The sequence below is a fragment of the Dokdonella sp. genome, from assembly GCF_044227025.1.
Lineage (GTDB): Bacteria > Pseudomonadota > Gammaproteobacteria > Xanthomonadales > Rhodanobacteraceae > Dokdonella_A.
In genome coordinates this window covers 343,060-368,419 of sequence record NZ_JBGAFX010000003.1, presented here as the reverse complement: position 1 = coordinate 368,419, position 25,360 = coordinate 343,060, and the positions used below count along the sequence as shown (strand labels likewise).

The window sequence follows — 25,360 nt, the reverse complement described above, 5'->3', positions numbered from 1 at the left end:
CGCGGTACACCCCTTGCGGGAATTACTTCTTGTCGGTCGCCTTCGGCGCCGGCTTGGCCACCTTCGGGGCAGCCGCCTTCATCGCGGCGCCCGGCTTCATCGCAGCGCCGGCCTTGTCGGCATCGGCCGGCTTCTCCGACGCCTTCTCGATGTCGAGCAGTTCGACTTCGAAGATCAGCGTCGCGTTCGGGCCGATCTGGCCCGGGCCGTTCTCGCCGTAGGCGAGGTCGGACGGCACGAACAGCTTGTACTTCGAGCCGACCGGCATCAGCTGCAGGCCTTCGCTCCAGCCCTTGATGACGCCGTTCAGCGGGAAGGTCGCCGGCTGGCCGCGGTCATACGAGCTGTCGAACTTGGTGCCGTCGATCTTGGTGCCGAGGTAGTTCACCTTGACCGTGTCGGTGGCCTTCGGCTTCGCGCCGGTGCCTTCCTTCTCGACCATGTACTGCAGGCCCGAGGCGGTCGTCTTCACGCCCGCCTTGGACTTGTTGGCGGCGAGGAACGTCTCGCCTTCCTTCTTGTTCTTGTCGCTGGCCGCCTTCTGCTCGGCAACGCGCTTGGCCTGCAGCGTCTTCATGAACTCCTGGCGCACCTGCAGCGCTTCCTCCTGCGAAAGCGAGGTCTTCTCGCCCTTGAGTGTCGCTTCCAGCGCCTGCTCGACCACCTTGATGTCGATGTCGTCCTTGATCTGGGTCAGCCCGCGACCGACGTCCATGCCGACCATCGTGCTGATGCTGTTCTTGTCGACCTTGACGGTCGGAGCCGCCGGCTTGGCTTCCGCCTTGGGGGCGTCCTTGTCCTGAGCGATCGCGCCGATCGCGAAACTGGCCGCGAGCGCGGCAACAAGGGTCTTCTGCACGAAACGCGTCATGTCTGCTCCTGAAGGTTTGCGAATTGTCTTGCCGGTGAATGCCCATGGGCGTCACGGCGTGACCGGACCCGGCCATATGCGGGGCCGCGTATTGTGAACACGGCACCGGACGTTGGCAAACGGCGGCCATCCCCGCGCCCGGAGCGCCGCCCGCCCTCTGGGCCGGGCGGATACACTCTCCGGATGCTCCGCTTTGACAACATCCACTTGCGTCGTGGTTCCCGACTTTTGCTGAACGGCGCGAATTTTCTTGTTCATCCCGGGTGGCGGGTCGGCCTGACCGGGCGCAACGGCAGCGGCAAGAGCAGCCTGCTCGCCCTGATCGGCGGCGAACTGGCGCCGGATGCGGGTGATTTCGCCCGCCCGCAGGACTGGACCCTCGCCCATGTGCGCCAGCAGGCCGAGGCGCACACCCATTCCGCGCTCGACCATGTGCTCGACGGCGACGCCGAATTCCGCCGGGTCGAACGCGAGCTGGCAGCCGCCGAAGCATCGCATGACGCGGCGCGCCAGGCCGCCCTGCACGAGCGCCTGCACGCGATCGACGGCTACGCGGCACGCGCGCGCGCCGGCGAGCTGCTGCATGGCCTCGGTTTTGCCCATGCGGACGGGCAGCGCGCCGTGGCCGAGTTCTCCGGCGGCTGGCGCATGCGCCTGAATCTCGCGCAAGCCCTGATGTGCCGCTCCGACCTGCTCCTGCTCGACGAACCGACCAACCATCTCGATCTCGACGCCGTGCTTTGGCTGGAGGAATGGCTGCGCCGCTACGCCGGCACCCTGATCGTCGTCTCGCACGACCGCGAATTCCTCGACCGCGTCGTGAGCCATGTACTGCACATCGCGGATGGCGGCGCAGAACTGTTCGCCGGCAGCGTCAGCGCGTTCGAGCGCAAGCGCGCCGAGCGCCTTGCGCAGCAGCAGGTCGCGCACGAACGCCAACAGGCCGAACGCGCGCGCCTGCAGCGCTTCGTCGACCGCTTCAAGGCGAAGGCGACCAAGGCGCGTCAGGCGCAAAGCCGCGTCAAGGCACTCGAGCGGATGACCGAGATCGCCGCGGTGCGCGCCGAATCGGGCATCGAGTTCGAGTTCGCGCAACCCGATGCCCTGCCCGACCCGCTGCTTGTCCTGGAGGACGCCGCGGTCGGCTACGGGGAACGGCGCATCGTCGAACGCATCCGCCTGTCGTTGCGTCCGGGCGACCGCATCGGCCTGCTCGGGGCGAACGGCGCCGGCAAGTCGACCCTGATCAAGACGATCGCCGGTGCACTCGCGCCACTGGACGGTCAGCGACTGGAGAACAGGGGCCTCGCGATCGGCTATTTCGCGCAGCACCAGGTCGAGCAGCTCGACCACGATGCGACGCCGGTGCAACACCTGCTGCGCCTGCAACCGGCGCTCGGCGAGCAGGCCGCGCGCGACTTCCTTGGCACGTTCGGCTTCGCCGGCGAGCGCGCGCTCGCCGACGTGCGCGGTTTTTCCGGCGGCGAGAAGGCGCGCCTCGCGCTCGCCCTGATCGTGTTCGAGCGGCCGAACCTGCTCCTGCTCGACGAGCCGACCAATCACCTCGACATCGACACACGCGAGGCGCTGGCCGAAGCGGTGCAGGAATTTGCCGGTGCAGTCGTGCTGGTCGCGCACGACCGCGGTCTGCTGCGCGCCGTGTGCGACGACTATCTTCTGGTGCAGGGCGGGCGCGTGCAGGCGTTCGAAGGCGACCTGGACGACTACGCGAAACTGGTTCTGCGTGCGACCGCCGCCGACGCACTCGAAACTGCGGGCAGCAGCGATCCGCGCAAACAGGCACGCCGCGACCGCGCCGAGCAACGCGCGCGCAGCGCGCCCCTGCGCAAGGAAGTCGAGCGCATCGAGAAGCAGCTCGCCGCACTCGAACGCGAACGCGCCAGCGCGCTCGCCGAGCTGGCCGATCCGGCGACGTACGCCAACGGCAATCCGCGTGCAGCGGCGCTCACGCTGGGCGTCGCCCAACTGGCGCGACGGATCGGCGCACTCGAGGAAGCGTGGCTCGAAGCGCACGCCGCGCTCGAGGCGGCCGGGATCGACGCCTGACCGGTGCTACCGCGTGCGCATCGACGCCGGCAGATACCGAGCCGGAACGTCGCTCGACGCATGCCACTGCTGCGCGGCATCCATCGACCATGTGAGGTGGCGACCGGCCAGCTGCGCCGGTCCCGCGAACGTGAGCGTGATCGCACACGCGTCGTCGTCGGCAGGCCCCACCTCGATCGATGCGATCACCGCGTCGGCACGCGCGTTGGCAGCCTCGACGCCACCCTCGCCGTTGACCGGACAGCGTTTCTCGGCCGCGCGGAATTCCAGGACCTCCGGCTTTACCGCATCGGCAGCCACCAGTGCCTGCGCCACGCGCGCGCGCATCGTGTAGTCCTGATAGGCCGGCAACGCGATCGCGGCGAGGATGCCGATGAAGGCCACGCCGCCGAACAGGCATACGACGAGCACGATCACCCAGGTACTCGCCGAAGAGGGCGGCTTGGCGACGCCGCGCCGCGCCGGCAATGCCGGTGGTCCGGCCGCGACGGCGAGGCCGAGCTGGCTGGCGACCGTCGCGAGAGGCACCCAGCCAGCCAATCCTTCGCGCCACACCAGCGTGTCGGCACCGACCCGGCGCTCGCGATGCGCAGTCGCGAGCCAGCTGCCCTCGACCGGACCTTGCTGCTGGTTGTGGCTGTCGGCGTAGAACCACTGCTGCGTCATCGTCGATTCCTCGTTGGTGGCCGTCACAGGCGCGCGGCGCGCTTCATCGCCAGGTAGTGTTCGACCAGTGCCGCCGGCAATTCGGCACAGGTTACATCGAGCACGTCGGCGCCCTGTGCGCGCAACATGCGGTGCGCACGCGCGCGCTGTTCGAGGTACTGCGCCATCGCCGCGGTTTCCAGCGCGTCATCGAGCGTGCGCACCGCGCGCTCGCGCAGGCGGTCGAGAACATCCTCGCGCAGACTCGCGACGCAGACCAGGTGTCGCTTCTGCAGCAGCTGCACCGCCGCCAGCAGGTCCTCGATGTCCTCGTCGCGCGCGTTGGTGACGAGCAGCACGAGCGAGCGTCGCGGCTGCCGCGCGCCCAGCAGGGTCGCCGCCGCGAGATAGTCGGTCGCGACCGCGCGCGCGTCGAGGTCGAACAGGGTGTTGAGCAGCGTGTCGATCGTGGCGAGGCCACGATGGGGTGCGACGTAGCGCGAATCGCCGCCCGAGGCGAGCAGACCGACCGCGTCGCCCTGGCGCAGTGCGATGTAGGCGACCATCAGTGCCGCATTCAGCACATGGTCGAAATGGCTGAGCGCACCGTCGCGCGCGAGCATGCGCCGGCCCGTGTCGAGCAGCAGCATGACGCGCTGGTTGCGCTCGTCCTGGTATTCGCGCGAAATCAGTCGGCGCGTGCGCTGGCTCGCCTTCCAGTCGATCTGTCGCATCGAATCGCCGAGGCGGTAGTCGCGCAGCTGCTGGAATTCGGTGCCTTCGCCGCGTCTGCGCCGCACGTGCGCGCCGACCGTGCGCGATGCCTGTTCGGCGCCGACGAGGGCGAGCTTCGCCAGTGGCGCGAAGTTCGGATACACGCGCACCTGCTGACGCGGCGGCAACACGCGCTGCTGCCGCCACAGGCGCAGCGGCGAGACGATGCGCACCGCACAGCCGTCGAAGGCGAAGGCGCCGCGCGCCGCCGGCGTGACCCGGTATGCGACGTCCAGCGTGCGGCCGGGTGGCAGCACGACGTGCCGCTGCAGGCCGAACACGGGCCAGTCGCCCGGATGCAGATCGTGCACGTCGAGCCGCAGCGAACGCCGCGCGACATTGTGCAGGCGCAACTCCACCCTGCGCTCGACGCCGACCGGGACGACCGCCGGCAACTCGCGCGCGACCTCGGGCGATGGCAGCGCGCGCACGCGGCGCGCGTCGAGGAGCCCGAGCGCCGCCAGCGCGAGGCACAACACGCCCAGCACGCTGACCGGCAACCAGTCGAACGCGACCAGCAGCCCGGCGCCGGCGAGCAGCAACAGCAGCGCGACGAGGAACGAGGTCGGCCTCACGCGCGCGGTGCTTCGACCTTGAGCAGCAGTGCTTCGAGCACGTCATCGACGCGGCGGCCCTCGATCTGCATTTCGGGCGCGAGCGCGAGGCGATGGCGCAGGGCGGGCTTGGCGATGGTGCGCACGTCGTCCGGGGTGACGAAGTCGCGGCCTTCGAGCACCGCCTGTGCCCGCGCCGCGCGCACCAGCGCGAGGCTGCCACGCGGACCCGCACCCATCGCGATCCCGGACCAGTCGCGTGTCGCACGCGCGATCCGCACCGCATAGTCGAGTACCACCGCATCCACACGCACGAGCGCGGTGCCCAGTTGCATCGCGAGGATATCGGCCGGGGTCGCGACGGCGCGCACGCGCGAGAGGTCGAAATCGCTTGCCGTGCGCCCGGCACTGACGCTGGCGACCATGCGCACCTCGTCGGCGAGCACCGGGTAATTCATCAGCACCTTCAGCAGGAATCGGTCGAGCTGCGCCTCGGGCAGCGGATAGGTGCCCTCCTGCTCGATCGGATTCTGGGTCGCGACGACCAGGAATGGCGGCTCCAGCGCAAAGCTGCGCGATTCGATCGTGACCTGGGACTCCTGCATCGCCTCGAGCAGCGCCGCCTGGGTCTTGGCCGGCGCGCGGTTGATCTCGTCGGCCAGCAGCAGGTTCGCGAACACCGGGCCGCGGCGGATGCGGAAGGTTTCCGACTTGGGGTCGTAGAACGCATGCCCGCTGACGTCGCTCGGCATCAGGTCGGGCGTGAACTGCACGCGCGCGTGCGTGCATTGCAAGGCGCTCGCGAGTGCGCGCACGAGCAGCGTCTTGCCGAGTCCAGGCACGCCTTCGAGCAGGACGTGACCTCCGGCCAGCAGGGCCACGAGCAACTGGTCGAGGATCTCGCTCTGGCCGACGAACGCCTGTGCGATCTCGGCACGGATCGCGTCGCAACGCTCGCTCAAGGCAGCGCCGGCCAGCGGTCGGATCGGCGACTGGCCGGTCTGGTTTTCGACGAATTCCTGCGTCATGGGCGGGTTTCCAGTTCGTTGAGTAGCTTGATCGTGGCAAGGAATTGCTCGGGTCGGCGCAGCTCGCGCGGTTCCAGCGCGAGGCGCACTTCTGCCAGCGGGCGACCGCAGCGCGCCGCGACCGCCGCAATGAGTGCCTCGCCATCGAGCGCGGCGAGCACCGGATCGTCGCGGCGCAGGCGTTCGTCGAACGAGCGGCGCAGCGGAGCGTACAGCGCACTCGCGCGTCCACGACGGAACAGGAACTCGCCGCTGGCGGCAACATGCTCGCGCAACGCACGCCGGCTGGTCGCGATCGGCGGCAGCAGCGGGCCGAAGCGCTGGCTGCGTGCCCACAGCCAGGCCAGCAGTGCCAGCAGCGCGGGCAGCCACGCCGGCCAACCGCGCTCGACCAGCAGGACGTACAGCGGCGGCACATCCACCGCATACACGATATGCACCTTGCCGCCGCTTAGCGCCGGTGCGAGCACCTGCCAGGCGAATGGCGCGATGCCGTCATCGTCGAGCCGGTCGTTGTGCAGGAAGTCGAGGTCGCCGGCAACCAGCCAACCGCCGTCGCCGCGTGTGCCGCGCCCGATGACGTAACCGTCCTTCGCGTCGCCGACGAGCAGGTCGAACGCGTCGACCTGCTGCGCATCGATCCGGAAGCGGAAACGGAAGCAGTTCTGCGCCGCCTTGCCATCATGCGCAGCGGGCCAGGACAGGCAGTGCAAACCGGAGACCACCGAAAGTCCGAGCGCATCCAGCAGCTCGCCCGCGCGTCCCTCGTCGCCTTGCGGCAGCGCGAACACGAGCTGGCCACCGGTTTCGATCCATGCGAGCAGGTCGCTCGCCTGCTCGTGCGTCAGCGTGCGCACGTCGGCACCGAGCAGGACGGTATCGTCAGGCGCCAGTTGCATCGCCGGAAGATCGAGATCCGCGCGCGCCGCGACCTCGATGCCGCGTGACTTGAGGGTCTGCTTCAGGGCATAGAACGGGTTGTAGCGTGCCTCGCCGTGCATCGGCGCGGGAATGTCGTCCTCGACGCGCTCGAAGGTCGTGAACCACCACGCGGCGAGCGCCGCGAGCAGCATCGCCGAGGCCAGTCCGACGAGAACGACGCGCTGCTTCATGCCGCGACCTTCGGCGCCTGCGCGCTCCACGCCGCCAGCAGCATCTCGACTTCCTGCACCGACGGCGCCTGCTGCGCGTACGCCGCGGCCTGCCAGCCCCGCACGACGCGCGCGAACAGGTCCGCATGCCGCGCGTCGCCAAGCGAGCGCGCGTGGCGCAGGCACTGAGACTCGGTCGCGCCCGGCGGCAGCGGCGTGCCGAGCGCATCGGCGAGACGCTCGACCGAGGCGCGATACAGCAACGCGAGCGCGGCACGCGTGCGTCGCTGCTGCAGCAAGGCCCGCACCGCCGCAGGAACATCAGTGGGTAGCGCCTCCGCGGGGGCGGGGTCGACCGCGCGGATTTCCTCGAGCGAGCGCAGCGCCGCCATGCGATCGCCGATCCACGGCAACCAGCGTCGATGGTTGGCAAGCAGCAGCGCGAGCACGACGGCGACGAGGATCCACAAGCCGTAGCGCGCAATCCAGCCGATCGCGCCGCCGAACGCGCGCATCCAGGCCGGAAACTGGTTCTGCGTCGCCGGACCCTCGACGTCGGGATTGCGCCGCTTCCAGATCCAGGCGCGCGCCTTCGGACTCAGGTCATCGCCGGCATAGGCTTTGCGGACCGCCTCTTCGAACGCGGCGCCGTCGTCACGGTAGTGCTCACCGAACAGTTCCGGCAGCGTCGTTTCCTTGCGAACCGTGTCGCCGTCGCTCGTTGCAGGCATTGCCTGCGCAGATTCCGGCGACGACGCGGGCGCCGGCTCGGCCGCATGCAGCGGCGCCTGCAAGGCCATGAACGCCAATGCCAGCATCGCGGCGGTCGCGAACCCAGCGGTCAGACGCGCGGCGATGCGACGGAACGCCAGTTCGATGTCCCAGCCCTCAAGTTGCATGCGTCGATTCAGGTACAGGCCGAAGCCGGCGCCGACATAGAACGGCTCGACGATCGTCATCGCGATCCAACCGCACGCGTTGAGGAGCCATTGCGCCCATGCCGGCGGACTCTCGACCATGGTCCGCCACAACGCGCGCGCCGATTCGGACAGGAACTCGACCGGCACGAACATCAGCGCGAGCAGCACGATCGAAACTGACAACATCATCTCGAAGTTGGCGCAGATGAGCGTCAGCATCACGCTCGGCGAGCCGCCACCACGCCCAAGCACGCGCACGCGCTCGCCGCGCTGCGCGCCACCGACGCCCTCGAGCAGATCGACCGCAAGCAGCATCGCGCGCCCGGGATGCAGGCGCCGCCAGAAAAGCCACGGCACGATCGCGCGCCAGCCCCAGGTGCGTTGCGCATGCAGCGTCTCGCGCAGGCGCGGCGCTTCACCGAACACCGCGCGCGAGAGCACGAACAGCACGATGCGGTCGAACACCGGCTTCAGCCACCACAGCAGCAGCGCGGCGAGCCACGCAACGTGGGCAAGGCCCGCGACAAGATTGAGCAGAGCGAACACCGGCAGCGTGACGATCACCCACGCCAGCCAGATCGACCGCGCATGCGTGCGCACCAGTGCGATGCCGAGGTCGCTCGCCTCCCACGCGGCGCGCAGGCGCAGCGCGATGGTCAGGTCGTCCAGACGCATGCGCGACTCCCCACCCGGCACGCGGGCCTGCGCTCACTCCGCATCGACCTGCCCTCGCCCACCTCGCCACAGCCACAGCAGGATGCCGAGCCAGAGCGCCGCGCCGGCGCCGAACTTCAGCGCCGTCGGCACCCACACCAGCGACGACCAGTAGGCTTCCACGAAGGCCGCGAACACGAGCATGGCGAACACGCCGAGCACGAGCTTCGCGCCGACCATGCCGGCCTCGACCAGCGCGCGCGCACGCGTGCGCCGCCCGGGCGCGATCAAGGCCATGCCGATCTGCAGGCCCGCGCCGCCGCTGATCACGATCGCGAGCAACTCCGGTGCGGAGTGCCCGACCACGAAGCGCCAGAACGGTCCGCCATAACCGATCGCGGTCAGGTGCCCGGCGACGCCGCCGATGACGACGCCGTTCATGACCAGCACGAAGATCGAGCCGACGCCCGCGAACAGCCCGCTCGCGAACGTGCGGAAGCCGATGCTCACGTTGTTGTAGATGTAGTAGCCGAACATCATGAGGTCCGAGCCGCTTTCGCGGCCGATCCGTTGCCCGGTCGAGTTCGGGTCGTACATCTGCTCGAACTGCGCGAGCTGGGCCGGATCGAACAGGCTGTGGACGAGCTCCGGGCGCAATTGCAACAGCACCAGCGTGCCGAGCAGCGGCACGAAGAACAACGCCGACGCCGCGGCCATTGCGCCTGCCTGCGCACGCACGAGGCGCGGAAAGGTGGCGGCGAAGAAATCGACGATGCTGCGCGCACGCGGCGCGCGTGGCCGGTAAAACACCGCATGTCCGCGTTCGACCAGGTCACGCAGGCGCTGCACCAGCACGAGGCTGTACTCGCGCCGCTCGGCCAGCGCGAGGTGCTGGCAGATGCGTCGATAGGCCGCGGGAAAATCGCTGTCTCGCGGCATCTCCTCGCCATCGCGCATGCGCTCCTTCGGTTTCGGTCGTGCGCGCGTCGCGAGCCAGCGCTCGAAACCGCGCCATTCCTCGTCGTGGCGCGCCTGGAAGACGTCCTGTTTCATGCGCGCGCGCTCAACCGCGACCGAGGAAGGCGCAGGCCATGCCGTGCAGGCGCTGCACCGCGAGCGCGCCGCGCGTTTGGGTCAGCATCGGCAGCAGCGCCGCCAGCTCCTCCTGCCGCTCGGGCGTCAGCTGTGCCGAGCGTTCGGCGAACTCGATCACCGCGGCGCGCTCGTGCGCGAGCAGCGGCAAGGGCACATGCACGATCGGCACGTTCGGCGCGCCGGCATGGCTGGTCGATGCGTCGACGTACACCACGAGCGTACCCGCGACGAGATCGCCGAGGCGCCGCCCGCGCGGGTCGATTAGGCAGGACGCGAGGCCGAATGCATAGCAGAACGGCAGCATGTCCACCGTGCGCATGAGATTGCGCGCGATCGATGCGATCCAGGTCACAGGGGTTCCGTTCGCATTGACCACGCGGAGGCGCATCACGCGTTTGCCCGGCGTCTGGCCGTCGCGCAGGACCTCGAACAACACCGGATAGAGCCACAGCGCGGCGAACAACGCGAGCAGGTACAGGCCCATTCCGCTCGAGCCGAGCACCCCGATCACGACGGCGACGGCCCACATCAGGCCGATGCGGATCATCAGATCGAAGAGCCAGGCCGCCGCCCGCGCCATTGCGCCGGCCGAGCGCAGCTGCAGCGCGATGCCTTCCGGCGTCTCGACCAGGGTCAGCGTGTCGAGCATCGCCGGCGGTCAGGCCTTGACGACGATCGTGTCGGCGAAATGGTCATGCAGGCAGCGATAGTCCTCGCGGAAGATCAGCAAGGCGTCGATCAGGGCGAAGAGCCAGCCCAGCATCGGTATCGCGCGCAGCACGATCATCGGCACGGAACGCGCGAAGACGATGCGCAGCAGGCTGCAGTGACCGCCATCGGTGCGCACGATGCGGATGCCGAGCCAGCGCTTGGCAATCGTCTGGCCATGACGGTGGAGCCATACGAGGTTGAGGACGATGACACCGAGCAGGCCGGCGAGGACCAACAACGCGACCAGCCCGGCGACGGTGCCCATGGCGGCCTGGTCGCCCGATCGCTGCATGGCGGGTAGCACGATCGCCGCGCCGATGGCGACGAGCATGATCGGACCACCAATCACGAGCCCATCGAGGATTGCCGCCCCGAGCCGGGTGCCGCGATCGGCCAATTCGTGGTTCGCCGCGTCATGCACGTCCTGAACGCGCGCGCTCGGCGCCGCATACGGATTCGCGGCCGGCAACGGTGGTGGCTGCTGCATTCCCTGTCTCCCCATGGACGTCGGCGACTTTATCAGAACACCCGCGCGCGCCTTCAGGGGTTTCGCCGCCGTTCGACTGTGTTCATCGCGAACGGATGGGAATTCAGCAAGAAAATCATGGACGCAGACATGCGCGTATGAACGCGGATTCCCGAAGGGAGGGCCACGCTCGCCCAGGCAGCGATACCCAATCTGCGTTCCTCCGCGTGCATCCGCGCCCAGTGCTTCTGTTGGACCGCCCATTGCCTACCCCCCCATCAGTCATGGCTCGTGGTGCTTGACCTTGGCTTTTTTGGTGTTATAGTTAACTACAACACTACTTCATCAAGCGCCTCGCGGAGGCCCGTCATGACGAACAACACCCCCCATCGCCTGCCGAAACTGCTGAGCACGGTCCTGCCGCGACGCGGCGCCTATCAGTTGCTACTGGCCGTTGCGCTGGTCGGCAGCGGCATCGCGGTCGCCGCGTTCTCGCGCGGCGTGATCGATGCGAACGCACACGCGTCCCGTGAATCCGCCCCTGAATCGTCGATCCTGCCGGCCGTCCTGCTGCCGACCGTGGTCGTGCGGCCGGAGCCGGAGATCCCGACGCTCGCAACCGTCACCGTTCACTCGGGCGATGTCGAAACGCACAGCGAACGCACGCCGATGCGCGTCGCGCGCCTGCTGCCGGTGCATGCAGTCACCTCGTTCGCCTCGACGGGTTCGGCCGGAAGCGGTTTTGGCATGCCCTACTATTCCTTCGGCAAGCCCCTGCACCACGGTACCGAGGAATAACGCTGATGAGCATCACCTGGAACGACTCGACGCCGATCTATCGCCAGCTGCGCGACCGCGTGGTGGCGATGATCCTCGACGGCGTCCTCAAGCAGGGTGACCCGCTGCCCTCGGTGCGCCAGGTGGCCGGCGACTTCCAGATCAATCCGATCACGGTGTCGAAGGCCTACCAGGAACTGGTGGACGAGAATCTGGTGGAAAAGAGAAGGGGACTTGGCATGTACGTGACCGACGGCGCGCGCGACGCGCTGCTGAAATCCGAGCGCGAGCGCTTCCTGCGCGAAGAGTGGCCGACATTGTCGGCGCGACTCGCCCGACTCGGCCTCGACCTCAAGGAATTGCTGGCAAGCGCCGGCAGAGAGGAAGCCCGATGAGCGCGATCGTGCGTGCCCGCAACCTGTCCAAGCGCTATGGCACCACCAAGGCTCTGGACGCGGTCAGCTTCGACATCGAGGCCGGCCGCATCGTCGGCCTGATCGGCCCGAACGGCGCCGGCAAGACGACCGCGCTGAAGGCGATCCTCGGCCTGACCGACTACGAAGGCGAGCTGTCCGTACTCGGCTTCGACCCGCACACGCAGCGTGCGCAGCTGATGGAGCAGGTCTGCTTCATCGCCGACGTCGCGGTGCTGCCGCGCTGGCTGCGCGTGCGCGAGGCGATCGAGTTCGTCGCCGGTGTGCACCCGCGTTTCTCGCGCGAGAAGTGCATGGCGTTCCTGTCGCACACGAAGATCGGCCAAGGCATGCGCGTGCGCGAGCTTTCCAAGGGCATGACGGTGCAGTTGCACCTCGCGCTCGTGATGGCGATCGACGCCAGGCTGCTGGTGCTCGACGAACCGACGCTCGGCCTCGACATCCTGTACCGCAAGTCGTTCTACGAAAGCCTGCTGTCGGACTACTTCGACGAACAGAAGACGATCATCGTGACCACGCACCAGGTCGAGGAGATTGAGCACATCCTGACCGACCTCATGTTCATCCAGGGCGGCAAGGTGGTGCTGGCGGCGACCATGGACGAGGTTGGCGAACGCTACGCCGAGGTGATGGTCAACCCCGACAAGACGGACGCCGCGCGCGCACTAAAGCCGCTCAGCGAGCGCCAGATCTTCGGCAAATCGATCTTCCTGTTCGACGGCGTCGAGCGCGCGCGACTGACCGGACTGGGCGAGCTGCACAAGCCCAGCGTCGCCGACCTGTTCGTCGCCACCATGAAAGGAACCTACGCATGAACTCCTTCCCCCTCCTGCTCAAGCGCGAGTACTGGGAACACCGCGGCGGCATGCTGTGGTCACCGGTGTGGATCACCGGCGTGTTCCTGCTGATCACCGTGCTCGGCATCGTCACCGCCGAAGTGTTCAGCGGCAAGGTGCCCGTGCACACCGGCTTCTCGCTCGACCAGTTGCGCAACCACATCAGTGACGGCGATCTCGCCAATGCCGGCCGCGGCCTCGACGTCGTGCAGGTGATGCTCGTCTCGTTCGCGTCGATCGGCGTGTTCTTCGTCAGCTTCTTCTACCTGCTCGGTTCGCTCTACGACGACCGCCGCGACCGCAGCGTGCTGTTCTGGAAATCCCTGCCGGTGTCGGACGCCAGCACCGTCGCGTCGAAAGCATTGACCGCGATGGTCATCATCCCGGCGATCGCAATCGCGGTCGCCACGGTGGCCTACGTCGTGTTCCTGCTGGTCGTCACCTTGTGGGCCGGCGTCCACGGATTGAATGCGCTGCCCGCCGTATTCGCGGCGCATCCGTTCAGCGTGGCGGCACGCCTGTTCGCGACGCTGCCGGTCGGTGCGATCTGGGCGCTGCCGGCGGTCGGCTGGCTGATGTTCTGGTCCGCCTGGGCGCGCAGCAAGCCGTTCCTGTGGGCGGTCATGCTGCCTCTGCTGGTGTGGGTCGCCAACTGGTGGATCGGCCTGCTCGGCGCCCCGCATTTCAGCGGCGACCTGCGCCTTGGTTCCATCCTCGGCCGCCTGCTCCTGAGCGTGATGCCGGGCAGCTGGATCAGCGTCTCCGGCCTCGGCTCGACCAAGGCCTGGCTCGGTGCGCAGGACGGACCGAACGTCCAGAGCCTCGATCTCGCTGGCGCCTATGGGTTGTTCACGACCGCGAACCTGTGGATCGGCGCGATCGTCGGACTCGCCCTGCTCGCGGGCGCGATCTGGCTGCGCGGGCGCAGGATCGAGGTCAACGTCTGAACCACGCTCGTCTGGTTGCCGGGGGTGCAGGGCGGGTCGAGCGTGCAGCGCGAGTCCCGCCGATGGCCCCGGGTCGCACCAAAGAAAAGGGCCGCTCGCGCGGCCCTTTTCTTGACTCCGACAAACGCGAATCAGCGCACGGTATCGGCGACGACCCGGTACTTGTCCTTGCCGTCAGCCTGCAATCCTGCCTGCCGAAGGTCGAGCTGGCCGACGACCCAGTAGCGCGCAAGATCGTTGCCGGAGCGGCGCACCGCGGCGACAGCCGATCCATTGACGTAGAGGACGTCGCCGGCGCGCAACTTCGCCGGCTCGATCGTCGCATCGATCGCACGACCGTCGTTGATGCTCTTCTCCAGCGCGCCGCGCTCGGCTGAACCGCTAGCGGGCTCACGCGCATCGACCGATGTCACCTCGGTGAATTCGCGCCGCAGGGTACCCTCGCCGGCGCTGATCACCGACAACACCTGATACTTGTTGGGAGCGAGCGATTTCAGTTCCGAGCGACGCAGGTCGAGATCGCCGTCGAGCCAGTACATCGTCGGGCGATTGCCTTCGCGGCGAATCACCGCGCGCACGTTTCCGTCGACAAAGATCGTGTCGCCGGTCTGCAAGCGACCGACCGTGAGATCGCCGCGTGCGCTGCGCCCTTCGTTGATCGACTTCTCGAGGCGCTCACGCACCGCATCCGTGTCGACGGGGCTGGCTGCCGGCTTCGCGGGCGCAGCCGCCGCAGCAGCGACCGGGGCCGGTGCGGGTGCCGCCGCGGCCCGCGCGGCCGCTGCCTTCTGCGCATCGGCGTGCGCGCGGGCGGTTTCCGCCTCGGCCCTGGCCTTCTCGGCCTCGGCCTTCGCCTTCTCGGCATCCGCCTCCGCCTTCGCCTTTTCGGCTTCGGCCTTCATGCGCTCGGCATCCGCCTTGGCTTTCTCCGCTTCGGCCTTCGCCTTCTCGGCATCGGCCTTGCTGGTGCGCTCGGACTCGGTCGGCTTGGCCGCGGCAACGGCGGCGCCCTTGCTCTCGACGCGCACCAGAACGTTTTCGTAGAAACCTTCACGCAGCACGACATCGGCATTGCCGCCGGCCTTCACCTTGGCCGCGATCTTCGCGTGCCAGTCGGCTGGAGCGGTGATGACCAGCTTGGCGCCGGACGCCGCGGCCTTCTTGCCGAGCGCTGCGAGTTGGCCATCGGCCTTGCCGCTCTGGAAGCTCGCGCCACTGATGTCGGTGTTGTCTTGCGCGAACGCACTGCCGGCCACCAGGGCGGAGGCGAGGATCAATCTCTTCAACATGTCAACACTCCAATCGGATTCCTGCGGTTATCCAGTCGATTTACCCATTCGGGACAAGCATCCGCAAAGTCGCGGTCATCAAAGCCAACAAGGGCAAACCGCCCTTGCATGTCCCAGTGCGGGGCCGCCGCTCAAACGACGCAGTCTGGGTGGCGATTCGTCGCAACGGCATGTGCCGTTCGCCATCCCGTGCGGATCTTTACCTTTCTTAGCCTCCGGCCGAACCGCCGTGGATGCCGCCCTTGGCCAGCGCGGCCGGGTCGAGCAGTTCCTCGAGCTTCTTGCGCGGCAGTCCGGTCGTCTCCAGCGCGACGTCGATGATCGGGCGGCCTTCCTTGTACGCCTTCTTCGCGGTCGCCGCGCCCTTGTCGTAGCCGATCACCGCGTTCAACGCGGTCACCAGGATCGGATTGCGGTTCAGCGCTTCCTTGATCTTGTCCTCGCGCACCTTGAAGCCGGCGATCGACTTGTCGGCGAGCAGGCGCGCGGCGTTCGCGAGCAGCTCGACCGACTGCAGCAGGTTCAGCGCCACCACCGGCAGCATCACATTGAGCTGGAAATTGCCGCTCTGGCCGGCGATCGTGATCGTCGCGTCGTTGCCGATCACCTGCGCGCAGACCATCGCCATCGCTTCGGGGATGACCGGATTGACTTTGCCAGGCATGATCGACGAACCCGGCTGCAGCGCCGGCAACTCGATCTCGCCGAGGCCGGCGAGTGGGCCGGAATTCATCCAGCGCAGGTCGTTGGAAATCTTCATCAGCGAGCAGGCCAGCGTCTTCATCTGGCCGGACAGCTCGACCGCGGCATCCTGCGAGCTGATGCCCTCGAAATAATTGTCGGACGACTCGAACTTCACGCCAGTCATCTTCGACAATTCCGCGGCGACACGCGGGCCGAGCTGCGCATCGGCGTTGATGCCGGTGCCGACCGCGGTACCGCCCTGCGGAAGCTTGCGCATGCGCTTGAGCGCATCCTGCAGACGCTCGATGTTCGAGCGGATCTGCGCCGACCAGCCGCCGAGTTCCTGGCCGAACGTGACCGGCATCGCGTCCATGAGATGGGTGCGACCGGTCTTGGCGACCTTGCGCAATTCCCTGGCGCGCACGTCGATCGTCTTCCTGAGGTGCGCCAGCGCCGGCAGCAGCTTCTCGCTGACCGTGAGCGCGGCGCTGACCTGGATCGCGGTCGGGATCACGTCGTTCGACGACTGGCCGTTGTTGACGTCGTCGTTCGGATGCACCTTCGTGCCGGCCGCGGCGCAAAGGTGCGCGATCACCTCGTTCGCGTTCATGTTCGACGAGGTGCCGGAACCGGTCTGGAACACGTCGATCGGGAACTGCGCGTCGTACGCGCCCGCGGCGACTTGTTCCGACGCCTTGCGGATCGCCTTTGCGCTGGTCTTCTTCAGGTGGCCGAGGTCGGCATTTGCCTGCGCCGCGGCGGACTTGATCAGCCCGAGTGCGCGGATGAACTCGCGCGGCATGGTCAGGCCGGAAATCGGGAAGTTGTCGACCGCGCGCTGCGTCTGCGCGCCGTAAAGAGCGTCGGCGGGAACCTTCAATTCGCCCATGCTGTCGCGCTCGACCCGGTACTGGCTCATGGCTGTTCTGCTGCGGAGTGGAACCGGTGATTATAGCGGGTTGAACCGGGGCCTTCACCGAGATCCCGTTCACCCTGCGGCGCAGGACCGGAGTCGGTTCGCGGGAGGTCGCCCGCCGCGCGGCGCGAGCCGACATTGCCTTGCAACCGCGCCAATTCAGGCGACGGCGGCGCCCGAAAACGGTTCCGGCGGGCGCGGATGCTAGAATCGGCGGCCGTCTCTCGCGACCGCTCCATGTTGCAGAACCTGCTCTACGTCGGCGCAGCCCTGCTGCTGGTGCTGCTGAACGGCTTCTTTGTCGCCGCCGAATTCGCGCTGGTCAAGCTGCGCCAGACCCAGGCCGCGACCCTCGCCGCCAGCCGCGGCTGGCGCGGGCGCCTGCTCGGCGACGTGCACAGCCGTCTGGACGCCTATCTGTCGGCGTGCCAGCTCGGTATCACGCTCGCCTCGCTCGGCCTCGGCTGGATCGGCGAACCCGCGTTCGCGCGCCTGATCGAACCGCTGCTCGCGCGTCTGGGCATCGGCGCCGAGTCGACCCAGGTGGTCGCGCTGGTGTTCGCGTTCACCCTGATCTCGTATCTGCACATCGTGCTCGGCGAACTCGCGCCAAAGTCGATGGCGATCCGCCGCCCGGAGCGGCTCTCCCTGCTCACCGCGGGGCCGCTGTATGCATTCTACTGGCTCATGTATCCGGCGATCTGGCTGCTCAATGCGAGCGCGAACCGGATGCTGCGCGCGTTCGGCCTCGGTGCCGGCACCCATGGCGACGAACACCATTACTCGCGCGAGGAACTGCGCCTGATCGTGCACGCCAAGCACGCCAGCCGTGCCGGCGAGGAATACTCGATGATGCAGCACGCGCTCGACCTGCCGGAGCTGGTCGTCGGCGACGTGCTGCGCACGCGCGACCAGCTCGCATCACTGCGCGACGGCATGGACCGCGAGGCGGTGCTGAGCGAGTTCCGGCGCAGCCGCTACAGTCGCTATCCATGGTTCGAGGCCGATGGCGACCATGTGCGCGGCGTGCTGCACATGAAGGACCTGCTGCGTGCGATGTCGGAGCACGGCGAGGTCGACGACGTCGCCGCGCTGCTGCGGCCGCCGATCCTGCTGCCGCTGCATACACCGGTACTCGATGTACTCAAGCGTTTCCGCACCGGCGACACCCACCTCGCGCTCGGCATCGAGGAGTCCGGTCGCGTCGCCGGCTTCTTCACGCTCGAGGACATCCTCGAAGTGCTGGTCGGCGACATCGAGGACGAGCATGCACGCAGCGGCAGCATCGCCCCGCGGCCGAAGGGTGTCGAATTCACCATCTCGGGCGGCACGCCGATCTACCGCCTCGAACGCCTGCTCGAACGCGACATCGACGCGCCGGCCGACGTGAATTCGGTCGGCGGGCTTATCATCCATCGCCTCGAGCGCCTGCCGGTCGAGGGCGAAACGCTCGCCTTCGATGGCTTCGAGCTGACCGTGCGCACGATGCAGGGCGCGCGCGCCAAGACCATCCTCGTGCAACCGAAGACTTCCAAGGAACTGCAATGAGTTCGAGCCTGACCGCCCTCTCGCCGCTGGACGGACGCTACGCGGGCAAGACTGCAAGCCTGCGACCGATCTTCAGCGAATACGGGCTGATGCATCGGCGCGTGCTGGTCGAGCTGCATTGGCTGCTCGCACTCGCGGATGAGTCGAAGGTCGTCGAAGTGCCGCCGCTTTCGCCAGCCGCACGCGCCGCATTGCTCGCCATCGGCGAGGGCTTCTCCGATGCCGACGGCGAGCGTATCAAGGCGATCGAGCGCACCACCAACCACGACGTCAAGGCGGTCGAGTACTTCATCAAGGAGAAGATCGCCGGCCATGCCGAACTCGCGGCGGCGAAGGAGTTCATCCACTTCGCCTGCACCAGCGAGGACATCAACAACCTCGCCTACTCGCTGATGCTGCGCGACGCGCGCCAAACGGTGTTGCTGCCCGCACTCGACGGCGTGATCGCGAAGCTGCGCGAACTTGCGCACGCGCACGCGGTGCTGCCGATGCTGTCACGCACTCACGGCCAGACCGCCTCGCCGACCACGCTCGGCAAGGAGATCGCGAACGTGCTCGCACGCCTGGAACGGCAGCGACGGCAGATTGTCGCGGTCGAGCTCACCGGAAAGATCAATGGTGCGGTCGGCAACTACAACGCGCACGTCGCGGCCTATCCGGAAGTCGATTGGCCGGCGTTCGCGCGTCGCTTCGTCGAATCGCTCGGCCTCGTCTTCAATCCGTACACGACGCAGATCGAACCGCACGACTGCATCGCCGAGATCGGCGACGCGATGCGTCGCGCCAACACGATCCTGATCGACTTCTCGCGCGACGTCTGGGGCTACATCTCGCTCGGCTACTTCCGACAGGTGCTGAAGGCGGGCGAGGTCGGCTCGTCTACGATGCCACACAAGGTCAACCCGATCGACTTCGAGAACGCCGAAGGCAACTTCGGCCTCGCGAACGCGCTGTTCGAGCATTTCAGCGCGAAGCTGCCGATCAGCCGCTGGCAGCGCGACCTCACCGACTCGACCGTGCTGCGTGCGCTCGGCACCGCCTTCGGCCACACCCTGATCGCGCTCGACGCGCTTGCGCGCGGTCTCGGCAAGCTCAATGTTGCGCCCGAACGGCTCGCCTCCGACCTCGACGCCAGCTGGGAAGTGCTCGGCGAAGCGGTGCAGACCGTGATGCGTCGCTACGGGCTGCCCGAGCCGTACGAACAGCTGAAGGCACTCACGCGCGGCCAGGGCATCACTCGCGAAGCCCTGCGCGAATTCGTCGCCGGCCTCGACCTGCCCGCGGGCGCCAAGCAACACCTGCTCGACCTCACGCCGGCCGACTACACCGGCCTTGCCGGAATCCTCGCAAGAGCGATCTGAAGCGATGCCGTGGGGCTGCAACCCCCCCCGGGGGGTGGCTCGCCCCGGGCCCCCCGCGCAAAAAACAATATAGCCGGCAAACCCCCCCATGAGCCCGCACATGCGCTGGATTGCCTGAACCTGCTTGTCCACCGAGAGGCGTCTCCGGGTGCGCGATCCAACTCGAATTCGCCAGGTACCCGGCGGTCGACGCCCCCCTTCCGCGCGATGGTCACGCATTCTGCATGCATCGATCATCGCATGACGGGGCCGCCACCAGCATCGCGCGAGCGACATCGGCCCGGTTAGGATGGCACCCGCTCGCCGCAGGCAAATCCCAGGATCAAAGGATGTCCCGTACTCCCGCCATCGAAGTCCGCGCCGGCAAGGGCCGGCCGCTGGGCATGTCGCCGGACACCTTCCTGCGCGATTACTGGCAGAAGCGTCCCCTGCTGGTCCGTGGTGCGTTCACCGATTTCCGCAATCCCGTCACACCGGACGACCTCGCCGGACTCGCCTGCGAGGATCTGGCCCTGTCGCGCATCGCAATCCACGAACCGAAGCTAGACCGCTGGACGTTGCGCAGCGGCCCGTTCGCCGAAGGCGATTTCGCGACCTTGCCGAAGACGCACTGGACCCTGCTGGTACAGGACGTCGACAAGTGGGATGCCGACGTGGCCGCCCTGCTCGGGCACTTTTCGTTCCTGCCGAGCTGGCGCGTCGACGACGTGATGATTTCCTATGCAGAGGACGGCGGTTCGGTCGGCGCGCATGTCGACCAGTACGACGTGTTCCTGCTGCAGGGACTCGGCCGGCGGCATTGGCAAATCAGCACCGACGCACACGCGCCGAAGGCGTTCCGCGACGATTCCGAGCTGAAACTCCTGCGCGAATTCACGCCGACGCACGACTGGGTGCTCGAACCAGGGGACATGCTCTATCTGCCGCCGGGCGTTCCACATCATGGCATCGCCGTGGGCGCGTGCATGACGTATTCGGTAGGCATGCGCGCACCATCGCAGGCGGACCTGCTCGGCGATTTCGTCGACCACCTGATCGAGCGGTTGCCGGAAGAGGCTCGCTACACCGATGCCGACCTCGCGTCTGCGCGCGGCGATGGCGAGATCGACGATGCGGCGATCGCGCGCGTGGCGCAGGCGATGCCATGGCTGAAGCTCGACACGCCGGTCGCGCTGGCTACTTTGCGCGCGTGGTTCGGCGGCTTCATCACCCGCTATCGCAGCGCGCAGCTGGCCGCTGCGCCGCCCCGTCGTCTCAGCGACGCGATGTTCCTGCGCGCGGTGGCAAGCGGAGCGAGCGTGCGACGCAATCCTTGGTCGCGTTGCGCATGGATGCGCGACGGGCGCGGCGCGGTGCTGTTCGTCGCCGGCGAAGGCCACGCATGCTCGCGGTCGCTGGCGCGGACCGCCGGAATGCTCGACGAATTCCCGCTCGCGACCGGCAACGCGCGTGACCTCGCGCTGTTGCGCGCGCTCGTCGATGCGGGACACTACGCGCTCGTGCATCCTCGCCGTTCGCGGAGTAGTCGATGAGTACGCAAAACACCAGGAGCATCGCCGCTTCCGCCGCTCCCGGGAAAAGTGCTCCCACGAGGGAGAATGCGCCCGACCACGGGAGTCGCCGATGATCCGCCAGGACTTCCACGTCGAACCGGCATCGTGGGAGGCCGACTTCGACGACCTGCGCAGCGTGCGGGAACAGGTGTTCGTGGTCGAGCAGCAGGTCCCGCGCGAGGACGAAATCGACACGCTCGACCCGCTCGCACGCCACGTCATCGCGCGCGACGCGGACGGAAACGCGATCGGCACCGGTCGCCTGGTGCCACCGGCGGCGAACCCACCGGCGACCGCGGCGACCGTCGGCCGCGTCGCGGTGCTCGCCGAATGGCGCGGCAAGGGCGTCGGCGAGGCGATCATGCGCGTACTGATCGAGCAGGCGCGGTCGCTCGGCATCGCCAGCATCGAACTGCACGCGCAGGTCCACGCGATACCGTTCTACACCCGACTCGGTTTCGAGGCCGTCGGCGAGCGTTTCCTCGAATGCGGCATCGAGCACCAGACGATGCGCCTGGCTGTTGCGCCCGCCGCACCGCGTGAACAGGCGCAGCTGGCGCCGATCCCCGAGGCACGCGTGCTGCTCGCCGCGGACCGCGAGCAGGCGCGCGACGCGATCGCCAGCCTGCTGGCGGACGCGAAGTACGAGCTCGCGATCTACACGCGCGACCTCGATCCGTTCCTGCTCGACACACGGGTTGCGCTCGATGAAATCAAGCGTATCGCCCTGTCGGGCCGACACGCGCGGGTGCGCGTGATCGTGCAGGACCCGCGCAAGGCAGTCGCCGACGGCCATCGCCTCATCGCGCTGGCGCAGCGCCTGCCGAGCGCGATCGCGATCCGCACGCCGATCGACGAGCAGGATCTGCAATACGCGGCTGCATTCCTGCTCAACGACCGCCGCGGCTACCTGTTCCGCCCGCTCGGCAACCGGCCGGATGGCGAGGGTTCGACCTATGCGCCGGGCCGGCATGCGCAGTTGACCGCCCTCTTCGACCAGGTCTGGGAGCGATCCGCGCCGAGCGAGGAGCTGCGCCTGCTTTCGTTCTAGAAGCGTGTCGGCGGTCTGCGGCTTGCGTTCCTGACCCGCGCCCATACAACGGGTTTGTGCGCCTGCAACAATCAGCGCTGAACGGCTATACTTCGGCTGTTATGTCAGCCGGGCAAGCGACGGCCACGGCGAGCACACCCCAAGGCGCGCAACCGGCGCGCCTTTTCGTCTGCATTGGTGGCAGCGTGAGCGCAAATCCTTCCCAACCCAGTCTTCTCCAGCAATTCCAGGCGACCTCGCCGATTTCCGGTGGCAATGCCGCCTACGTCGACGATCTGTACGAATCGTGGTTGAGCGACCCCGCCCGCGTTGCACCGGAATGGCAGGAGTTCTTCTCCCGGCTCAAGGGTCGTGAAGCCGGTGATCAGCCACACTCGGCCGCGATCGCGCGCATCGAGGCGGCGCAGAAGCAGAACGGTCGCGGGTTCGCGCCAGCGAAAGCAGCCGCCGGCGAAGCGATCTCGCAGAAGCAGGCGGGCGTACTCAAGCTGGTCACTGCATACCGCTCGCGCGGACACCTCGCCGCGAAACTCGACCCGCTCGACATGGAGCATGCGTTTCCGGCAGCCGACCTCGAAGCGATCGGCCTGCTGCCAAGGCCGTCCGCTCCCGACCTCGACCCGGCCTTCCACGGGCTGACTGGCGCCGACCTCGACATCGAATTCAGCACCGGCTCGCTCGCAGGCCCGCAGCGCCTCAAGCTGCGCGACCTGGTCACACGCCTGAAGGCGACCTACGCCGGCAGCATCGGTGCGGAGTTCATGCACATCTCCGACGTCGAGCAGCGCCAGTGGGTGCACGGCCAACTCGAACGCGCCGCTGGGGACTATGCCCTCAGCGTCGATGACAAGAAGCGCGTGCTCGAGAAGCTCGTGCAGGCCGACGGCCTCGAACGCTACCTGCACACCAAGTATGTCGGCCAGAAGCGCTTCTCGCTCGAAGGCGGCGACAGCCTGATTCCGCTGCTCGACGAACTGATCCGCCGCGGCGGCGCCGACGGCATGAACGACATGGTGCTCGGCATGGCCCACCGCGGCCGCCTCAACGTGCTGGTCAACGTGCTCGGCAAGCCACCGCAGAAGCTGTTCGCCGAGTTCGAAGGCAAGTTCGACCACCCCGACGATCCGGCGCACTCGGGCGACGTGAAGTACCACATGGGCTTCAGTGCCAACCTGCTGACGCCCGGCCGCACCATCCACCTCGCACTCGCGTTCAACCCGTCGCACCTGGAGATCGTCAACCCGGTCGTGTGCGGCTCGGTGCGCGCGCGCCAGGCGCATCGCCGCGACGCGACGCGCGAGCACGTGGTACCGGTGTTGATCCACGGCGATTCCGCGTTCGCCGGACAGGGCGTCAACATGGAACTCCTCAACATGTCGCAGGCGCGCGGCTTCGCGGTCGGCGGCACGATCCATGTCGTGGTCAACAACCAGGTCGGCTTCACCACCTCGAACCCGAACGACACGCGCTCGACCCTGTACTGCACCGACGTCGCGAAGATGATCAACGCGCCGGTTCTGCATGTGAACGGCGACGATCCGGAGGCGGTGCTGTTCGTCACGCGCCTTGCGTTCGACTACCGGCAGAAGTTCAAGCGCGATGTCGTCATCGACCTCGTCTGCTACCGTCGCCACGGCCACAACGAAGCGGACGAGCCGGCGGCGACGCAACCGCTCATGTACCAGATCATCCGCGCGCGCAAGACCGCTCGCGAGCTGTATGCGCAGAAGCTCGTGGCCGATGGCGTGATCGCCGACGGCGACGCACAGAAGCTCGTCGACACCTATCGCGCGAAGCTCGAAGCCGGCACGCCGATCGCCGAACTCGATCCCGCGTTCAAGGACGAATTCGCGGTCGACTGGCACCCGCACATCGGCGCCACGCTGTCGCAGGCGATCAGGACCGGCGTCGCCAAGGACAAGTTGGCGGCGCTCAACGGCAAGATCCTCACGCTGCCGCAGGGCCTGACCCTGCATCCGCGCGTCGCCAAGATCTACGAAGACCGCGTGAAGATGGCAGCCGGCGAGCAGCCAATGGACTGGGGCTTCGCCGAGAACCTCGCCTACGCAAGCCTGATCGCCGACGGTCGCGATCTGCGCCTGGTCGGCCAGGATTGCGGACGTGGAACGTTCTTCCATCGCCACGCCGTCCTGCACGACCAGGGCAGCGGCGGCGAATACCTGCCGCTCGCAAGCGTGCGCGACGGCGCCGACGTCACCATCGTCGACTCGCTGCTCAGCGAGGAGGCGGTGATGGCGTTCGAATACGGCTACTCGACCGCGAACCCGAACACGCTGGTGCTGTGGGAAGGCCAGTTCGGCGACTTCGCGAATGGCGCGCAGGTCGTGATCGACCAGTTCATCTCGTCCGGCGAAGCGAAGTGGGACCGCCTGTCCGCACTCGTGCTGCTGCTGCCGCACGGCTACGAGGGCCAGGGCCCCGAGCATTCCTCCGCGCGTCTCGAGCGCTACCTGCAACTGTGCGCGCTCGACAACATGCAGGTCTGCGTGCCGACCACGCCGGCGCAGATGTTCCACCTGCTGCGCCGACAGATGCTGCGCGATTGCCGCAAGCCGTTGATCGTGATGACGCCGAAATCGCTGCTGCGTCACAAGCTCGCAGTGTCCTCGCTGGACGACCTCGCGAACGGCGCTTTCCAGCTCGCGATCGCCGACACGACGGCGAAGAAGGGCGCCAAGGTGCGCCGCGTCGTTCTTTGCTCGGGCAAGGTCTACTACGATCTGGTCGAGGATGCCGCCAAGCGCGGCATCGACGATGTCGCGATCGTGCGCGTCGAACAGCTCTATCCATTCCCGCGCACCGAGGTCGCCGCAGAGCTGGCGAAGTACCCGGCCGCGAGGGATGTGGTCTGGTGCCAGGAGGAGCCGATGAACCAGGGTGCGTGGTACCAGATCCAGCACCACCTGCAGAAGGTCGTCGCGCCGAAGCAGACCCTGCTGTACGCGGGGCGCGCGCGCTCCCCGGCACCGGCCGCAGGCCATTTCTCCACCCACGTCGTCGAACAGGCGGCGTTGCTCGAACAGGCACTGGTCGCGCCGACCGGCACCGATAACGTCGCAGAGTGACA

The 25,360-nt window shown here is 67.7% G+C and carries 21 protein-coding genes; 10 read left to right on the top strand and 11 right to left on the bottom strand.

Annotated features, from left to right (window positions below; genetic code table 11):
- Positions 1-22: 22 nt before the first annotated feature.
- Positions 23-871: an FKBP-type peptidyl-prolyl cis-trans isomerase gene (locus ACILRJ_RS09395; RefSeq protein ID WP_395682695.1), complete on the bottom strand. Its 849-nt coding sequence runs from the start codon at positions 869-871 to the stop codon at positions 23-25.
- 183 nt (positions 872-1,054) lie between these two features.
- Between ACILRJ_RS09395 and ACILRJ_RS09390 the strand changes: the two genes are divergently transcribed.
- Entirely contained in the window at positions 1,055-2,938 is a 1,884-nt protein-coding gene (locus ACILRJ_RS09390; RefSeq protein ID WP_395682693.1) for an ABC-F family ATP-binding cassette domain-containing protein, read from the top strand.
- A 6-nt stretch (positions 2,939-2,944) separates the two neighbouring features.
- Here ACILRJ_RS09390 and ACILRJ_RS09385 read toward each other — a convergent pair whose 3' ends face one another.
- From ACILRJ_RS09385 to ACILRJ_RS09350, 8 genes are read right to left on the bottom strand one after another with little or no spacing between them, the layout of a single operon-like run.
- Positions 2,945-3,604: a pilin gene (locus tag ACILRJ_RS09385; RefSeq protein ID WP_395682691.1), complete on the bottom strand. Its 660-nt coding sequence runs from the start codon at positions 3,602-3,604 to the stop codon at positions 2,945-2,947.
- Between the two features lie 23 nt (positions 3,605-3,627).
- Complete coding sequence (locus ACILRJ_RS09380; protein ID WP_395682689.1) at positions 3,628-4,932, bottom strand: DUF58 domain-containing protein; 1,305 nt, start codon at positions 4,930-4,932, stop codon at positions 3,628-3,630.
- Positions 4,929-5,939 (bottom strand): AAA family ATPase, encoded by a 1,011-nt coding sequence (locus ACILRJ_RS09375; protein WP_395682687.1) that lies wholly within the window; start codon positions 5,937-5,939, stop codon positions 4,929-4,931. Before ACILRJ_RS09375 ends, ACILRJ_RS09380 begins: the two co-directional genes overlap by 4 nt.
- The gene (locus ACILRJ_RS09370; RefSeq protein ID WP_395682685.1) at positions 5,936-7,051 is read right to left on the bottom strand and encodes a DUF4350 domain-containing protein; all 1,116 of its coding nucleotides are present in this window, start codon (positions 7,049-7,051) and stop codon (positions 5,936-5,938) included. Before ACILRJ_RS09370 ends, ACILRJ_RS09375 begins: the two co-directional genes overlap by 4 nt.
- Positions 7,048-8,625: a DUF4129 domain-containing protein gene (locus tag ACILRJ_RS09365; protein ID WP_395682684.1), complete on the bottom strand. Its 1,578-nt coding sequence runs from the start codon at positions 8,623-8,625 to the stop codon at positions 7,048-7,050. Before ACILRJ_RS09365 ends, ACILRJ_RS09370 begins: the two co-directional genes overlap by 4 nt.
- 33 nt (positions 8,626-8,658) lie before the next feature.
- Entirely contained in the window at positions 8,659-9,657 is a 999-nt protein-coding gene (locus ACILRJ_RS09360; RefSeq protein WP_395682682.1) for a stage II sporulation protein M, read from the bottom strand.
- 10 nt (positions 9,658-9,667) lie between these two features.
- Positions 9,668-10,348 (bottom strand): RDD family protein, encoded by a 681-nt coding sequence (locus ACILRJ_RS09355; protein WP_395682680.1) that lies wholly within the window; start codon positions 10,346-10,348, stop codon positions 9,668-9,670.
- A gap of 9 nt (positions 10,349-10,357) precedes the next feature.
- Positions 10,358-11,140 (bottom strand): RDD family protein, encoded by a 783-nt coding sequence (locus ACILRJ_RS09350; RefSeq protein ID WP_395682678.1) that lies wholly within the window; start codon positions 11,138-11,140, stop codon positions 10,358-10,360.
- Between the two features lie 105 nt (positions 11,141-11,245).
- Between ACILRJ_RS09350 and ACILRJ_RS09345 the strand changes: the two genes are divergently transcribed.
- Genes ACILRJ_RS09345 through ACILRJ_RS09330 form a run of 4 tightly spaced genes read left to right on the top strand, consistent with a single transcriptional unit; the run spans position 11,246 to position 13,870 of the window.
- The gene (locus ACILRJ_RS09345; protein ID WP_395682676.1) at positions 11,246-11,674 is read left to right on the top strand and encodes a hypothetical protein; all 429 of its coding nucleotides are present in this window, start codon (positions 11,246-11,248) and stop codon (positions 11,672-11,674) included.
- Positions 11,675-11,679: 5 nt separating this feature from the next.
- Positions 11,680-12,048, top strand: coding sequence for a GntR family transcriptional regulator (locus tag ACILRJ_RS09340; RefSeq protein ID WP_395682674.1), 369 nt, complete (start codon positions 11,680-11,682; stop codon positions 12,046-12,048).
- Positions 12,045-12,902 (top strand): ABC transporter ATP-binding protein, encoded by an 858-nt coding sequence (locus tag ACILRJ_RS09335; RefSeq protein ID WP_395682672.1) that lies wholly within the window; start codon positions 12,045-12,047, stop codon positions 12,900-12,902. The genes ACILRJ_RS09340 and ACILRJ_RS09335 overlap by 4 nt, the downstream gene beginning before the upstream one ends.
- Positions 12,899-13,870 carry a hypothetical protein gene (locus ACILRJ_RS09330; RefSeq protein WP_395682670.1) on the top strand — a complete coding sequence of 324 codons (972 nt, stop codon included), beginning with the start codon at positions 12,899-12,901 and terminating at the stop codon, positions 13,868-13,870. Before ACILRJ_RS09335 ends, ACILRJ_RS09330 begins: the two co-directional genes overlap by 4 nt.
- Positions 13,871-14,001: 131 nt before the next feature.
- Here ACILRJ_RS09330 and ACILRJ_RS09325 read toward each other — a convergent pair whose 3' ends face one another.
- Both ACILRJ_RS09325 and ACILRJ_RS09320 read right to left on the bottom strand, forming a co-directional pair.
- Positions 14,002-15,159: a hypothetical protein gene (locus tag ACILRJ_RS09325; protein ID WP_395682668.1), complete on the bottom strand. Its 1,158-nt coding sequence runs from the start codon at positions 15,157-15,159 to the stop codon at positions 14,002-14,004.
- A 208-nt stretch (positions 15,160-15,367) separates the two neighbouring features.
- A complete protein-coding gene (locus tag ACILRJ_RS09320) occupies positions 15,368-16,762 on the bottom strand; it encodes a class II fumarate hydratase (RefSeq protein WP_395682666.1) in 1,395 nt (464 codons plus the stop codon).
- Between the two features lie 234 nt (positions 16,763-16,996).
- On the opposite strand from ACILRJ_RS09320, the gene ACILRJ_RS09315 reads away from it, so the two are divergent.
- The 5 genes from ACILRJ_RS09315 (at position 16,997) to ACILRJ_RS09295 (ending at position 25,358) form a co-directional block, all read left to right on the top strand.
- Positions 16,997-18,307, top strand: a complete 1,311-nt coding sequence (locus ACILRJ_RS09315; protein WP_395682664.1) for a hemolysin family protein — start codon at positions 16,997-16,999, stop codon at positions 18,305-18,307.
- Positions 18,304-19,668, top strand: coding sequence for an adenylosuccinate lyase (purB, locus tag ACILRJ_RS09310; protein ID WP_395682663.1), 1,365 nt, complete (start codon positions 18,304-18,306; stop codon positions 19,666-19,668). The genes ACILRJ_RS09315 and purB overlap by 4 nt, the downstream gene beginning before the upstream one ends.
- A gap of 329 nt (positions 19,669-19,997) precedes the next feature.
- Complete coding sequence (locus tag ACILRJ_RS09305) at positions 19,998-21,200, top strand: JmjC domain-containing protein (protein WP_395682661.1); 1,203 nt, start codon at positions 19,998-20,000, stop codon at positions 21,198-21,200.
- Positions 21,201-21,291: 91 nt separating this feature from the next.
- Positions 21,292-22,272 (top strand): GNAT family N-acetyltransferase, encoded by a 981-nt coding sequence (locus ACILRJ_RS09300; RefSeq protein WP_395682659.1) that lies wholly within the window; start codon positions 21,292-21,294, stop codon positions 22,270-22,272.
- 101 nt (positions 22,273-22,373) lie between these two features.
- Positions 22,374-25,358 (top strand): 2-oxoglutarate dehydrogenase E1 component, encoded by a 2,985-nt coding sequence (locus tag ACILRJ_RS09295; RefSeq protein WP_395682657.1) that lies wholly within the window; start codon positions 22,374-22,376, stop codon positions 25,356-25,358.
- Positions 25,359-25,360 lie beyond the last annotated feature (2 nt).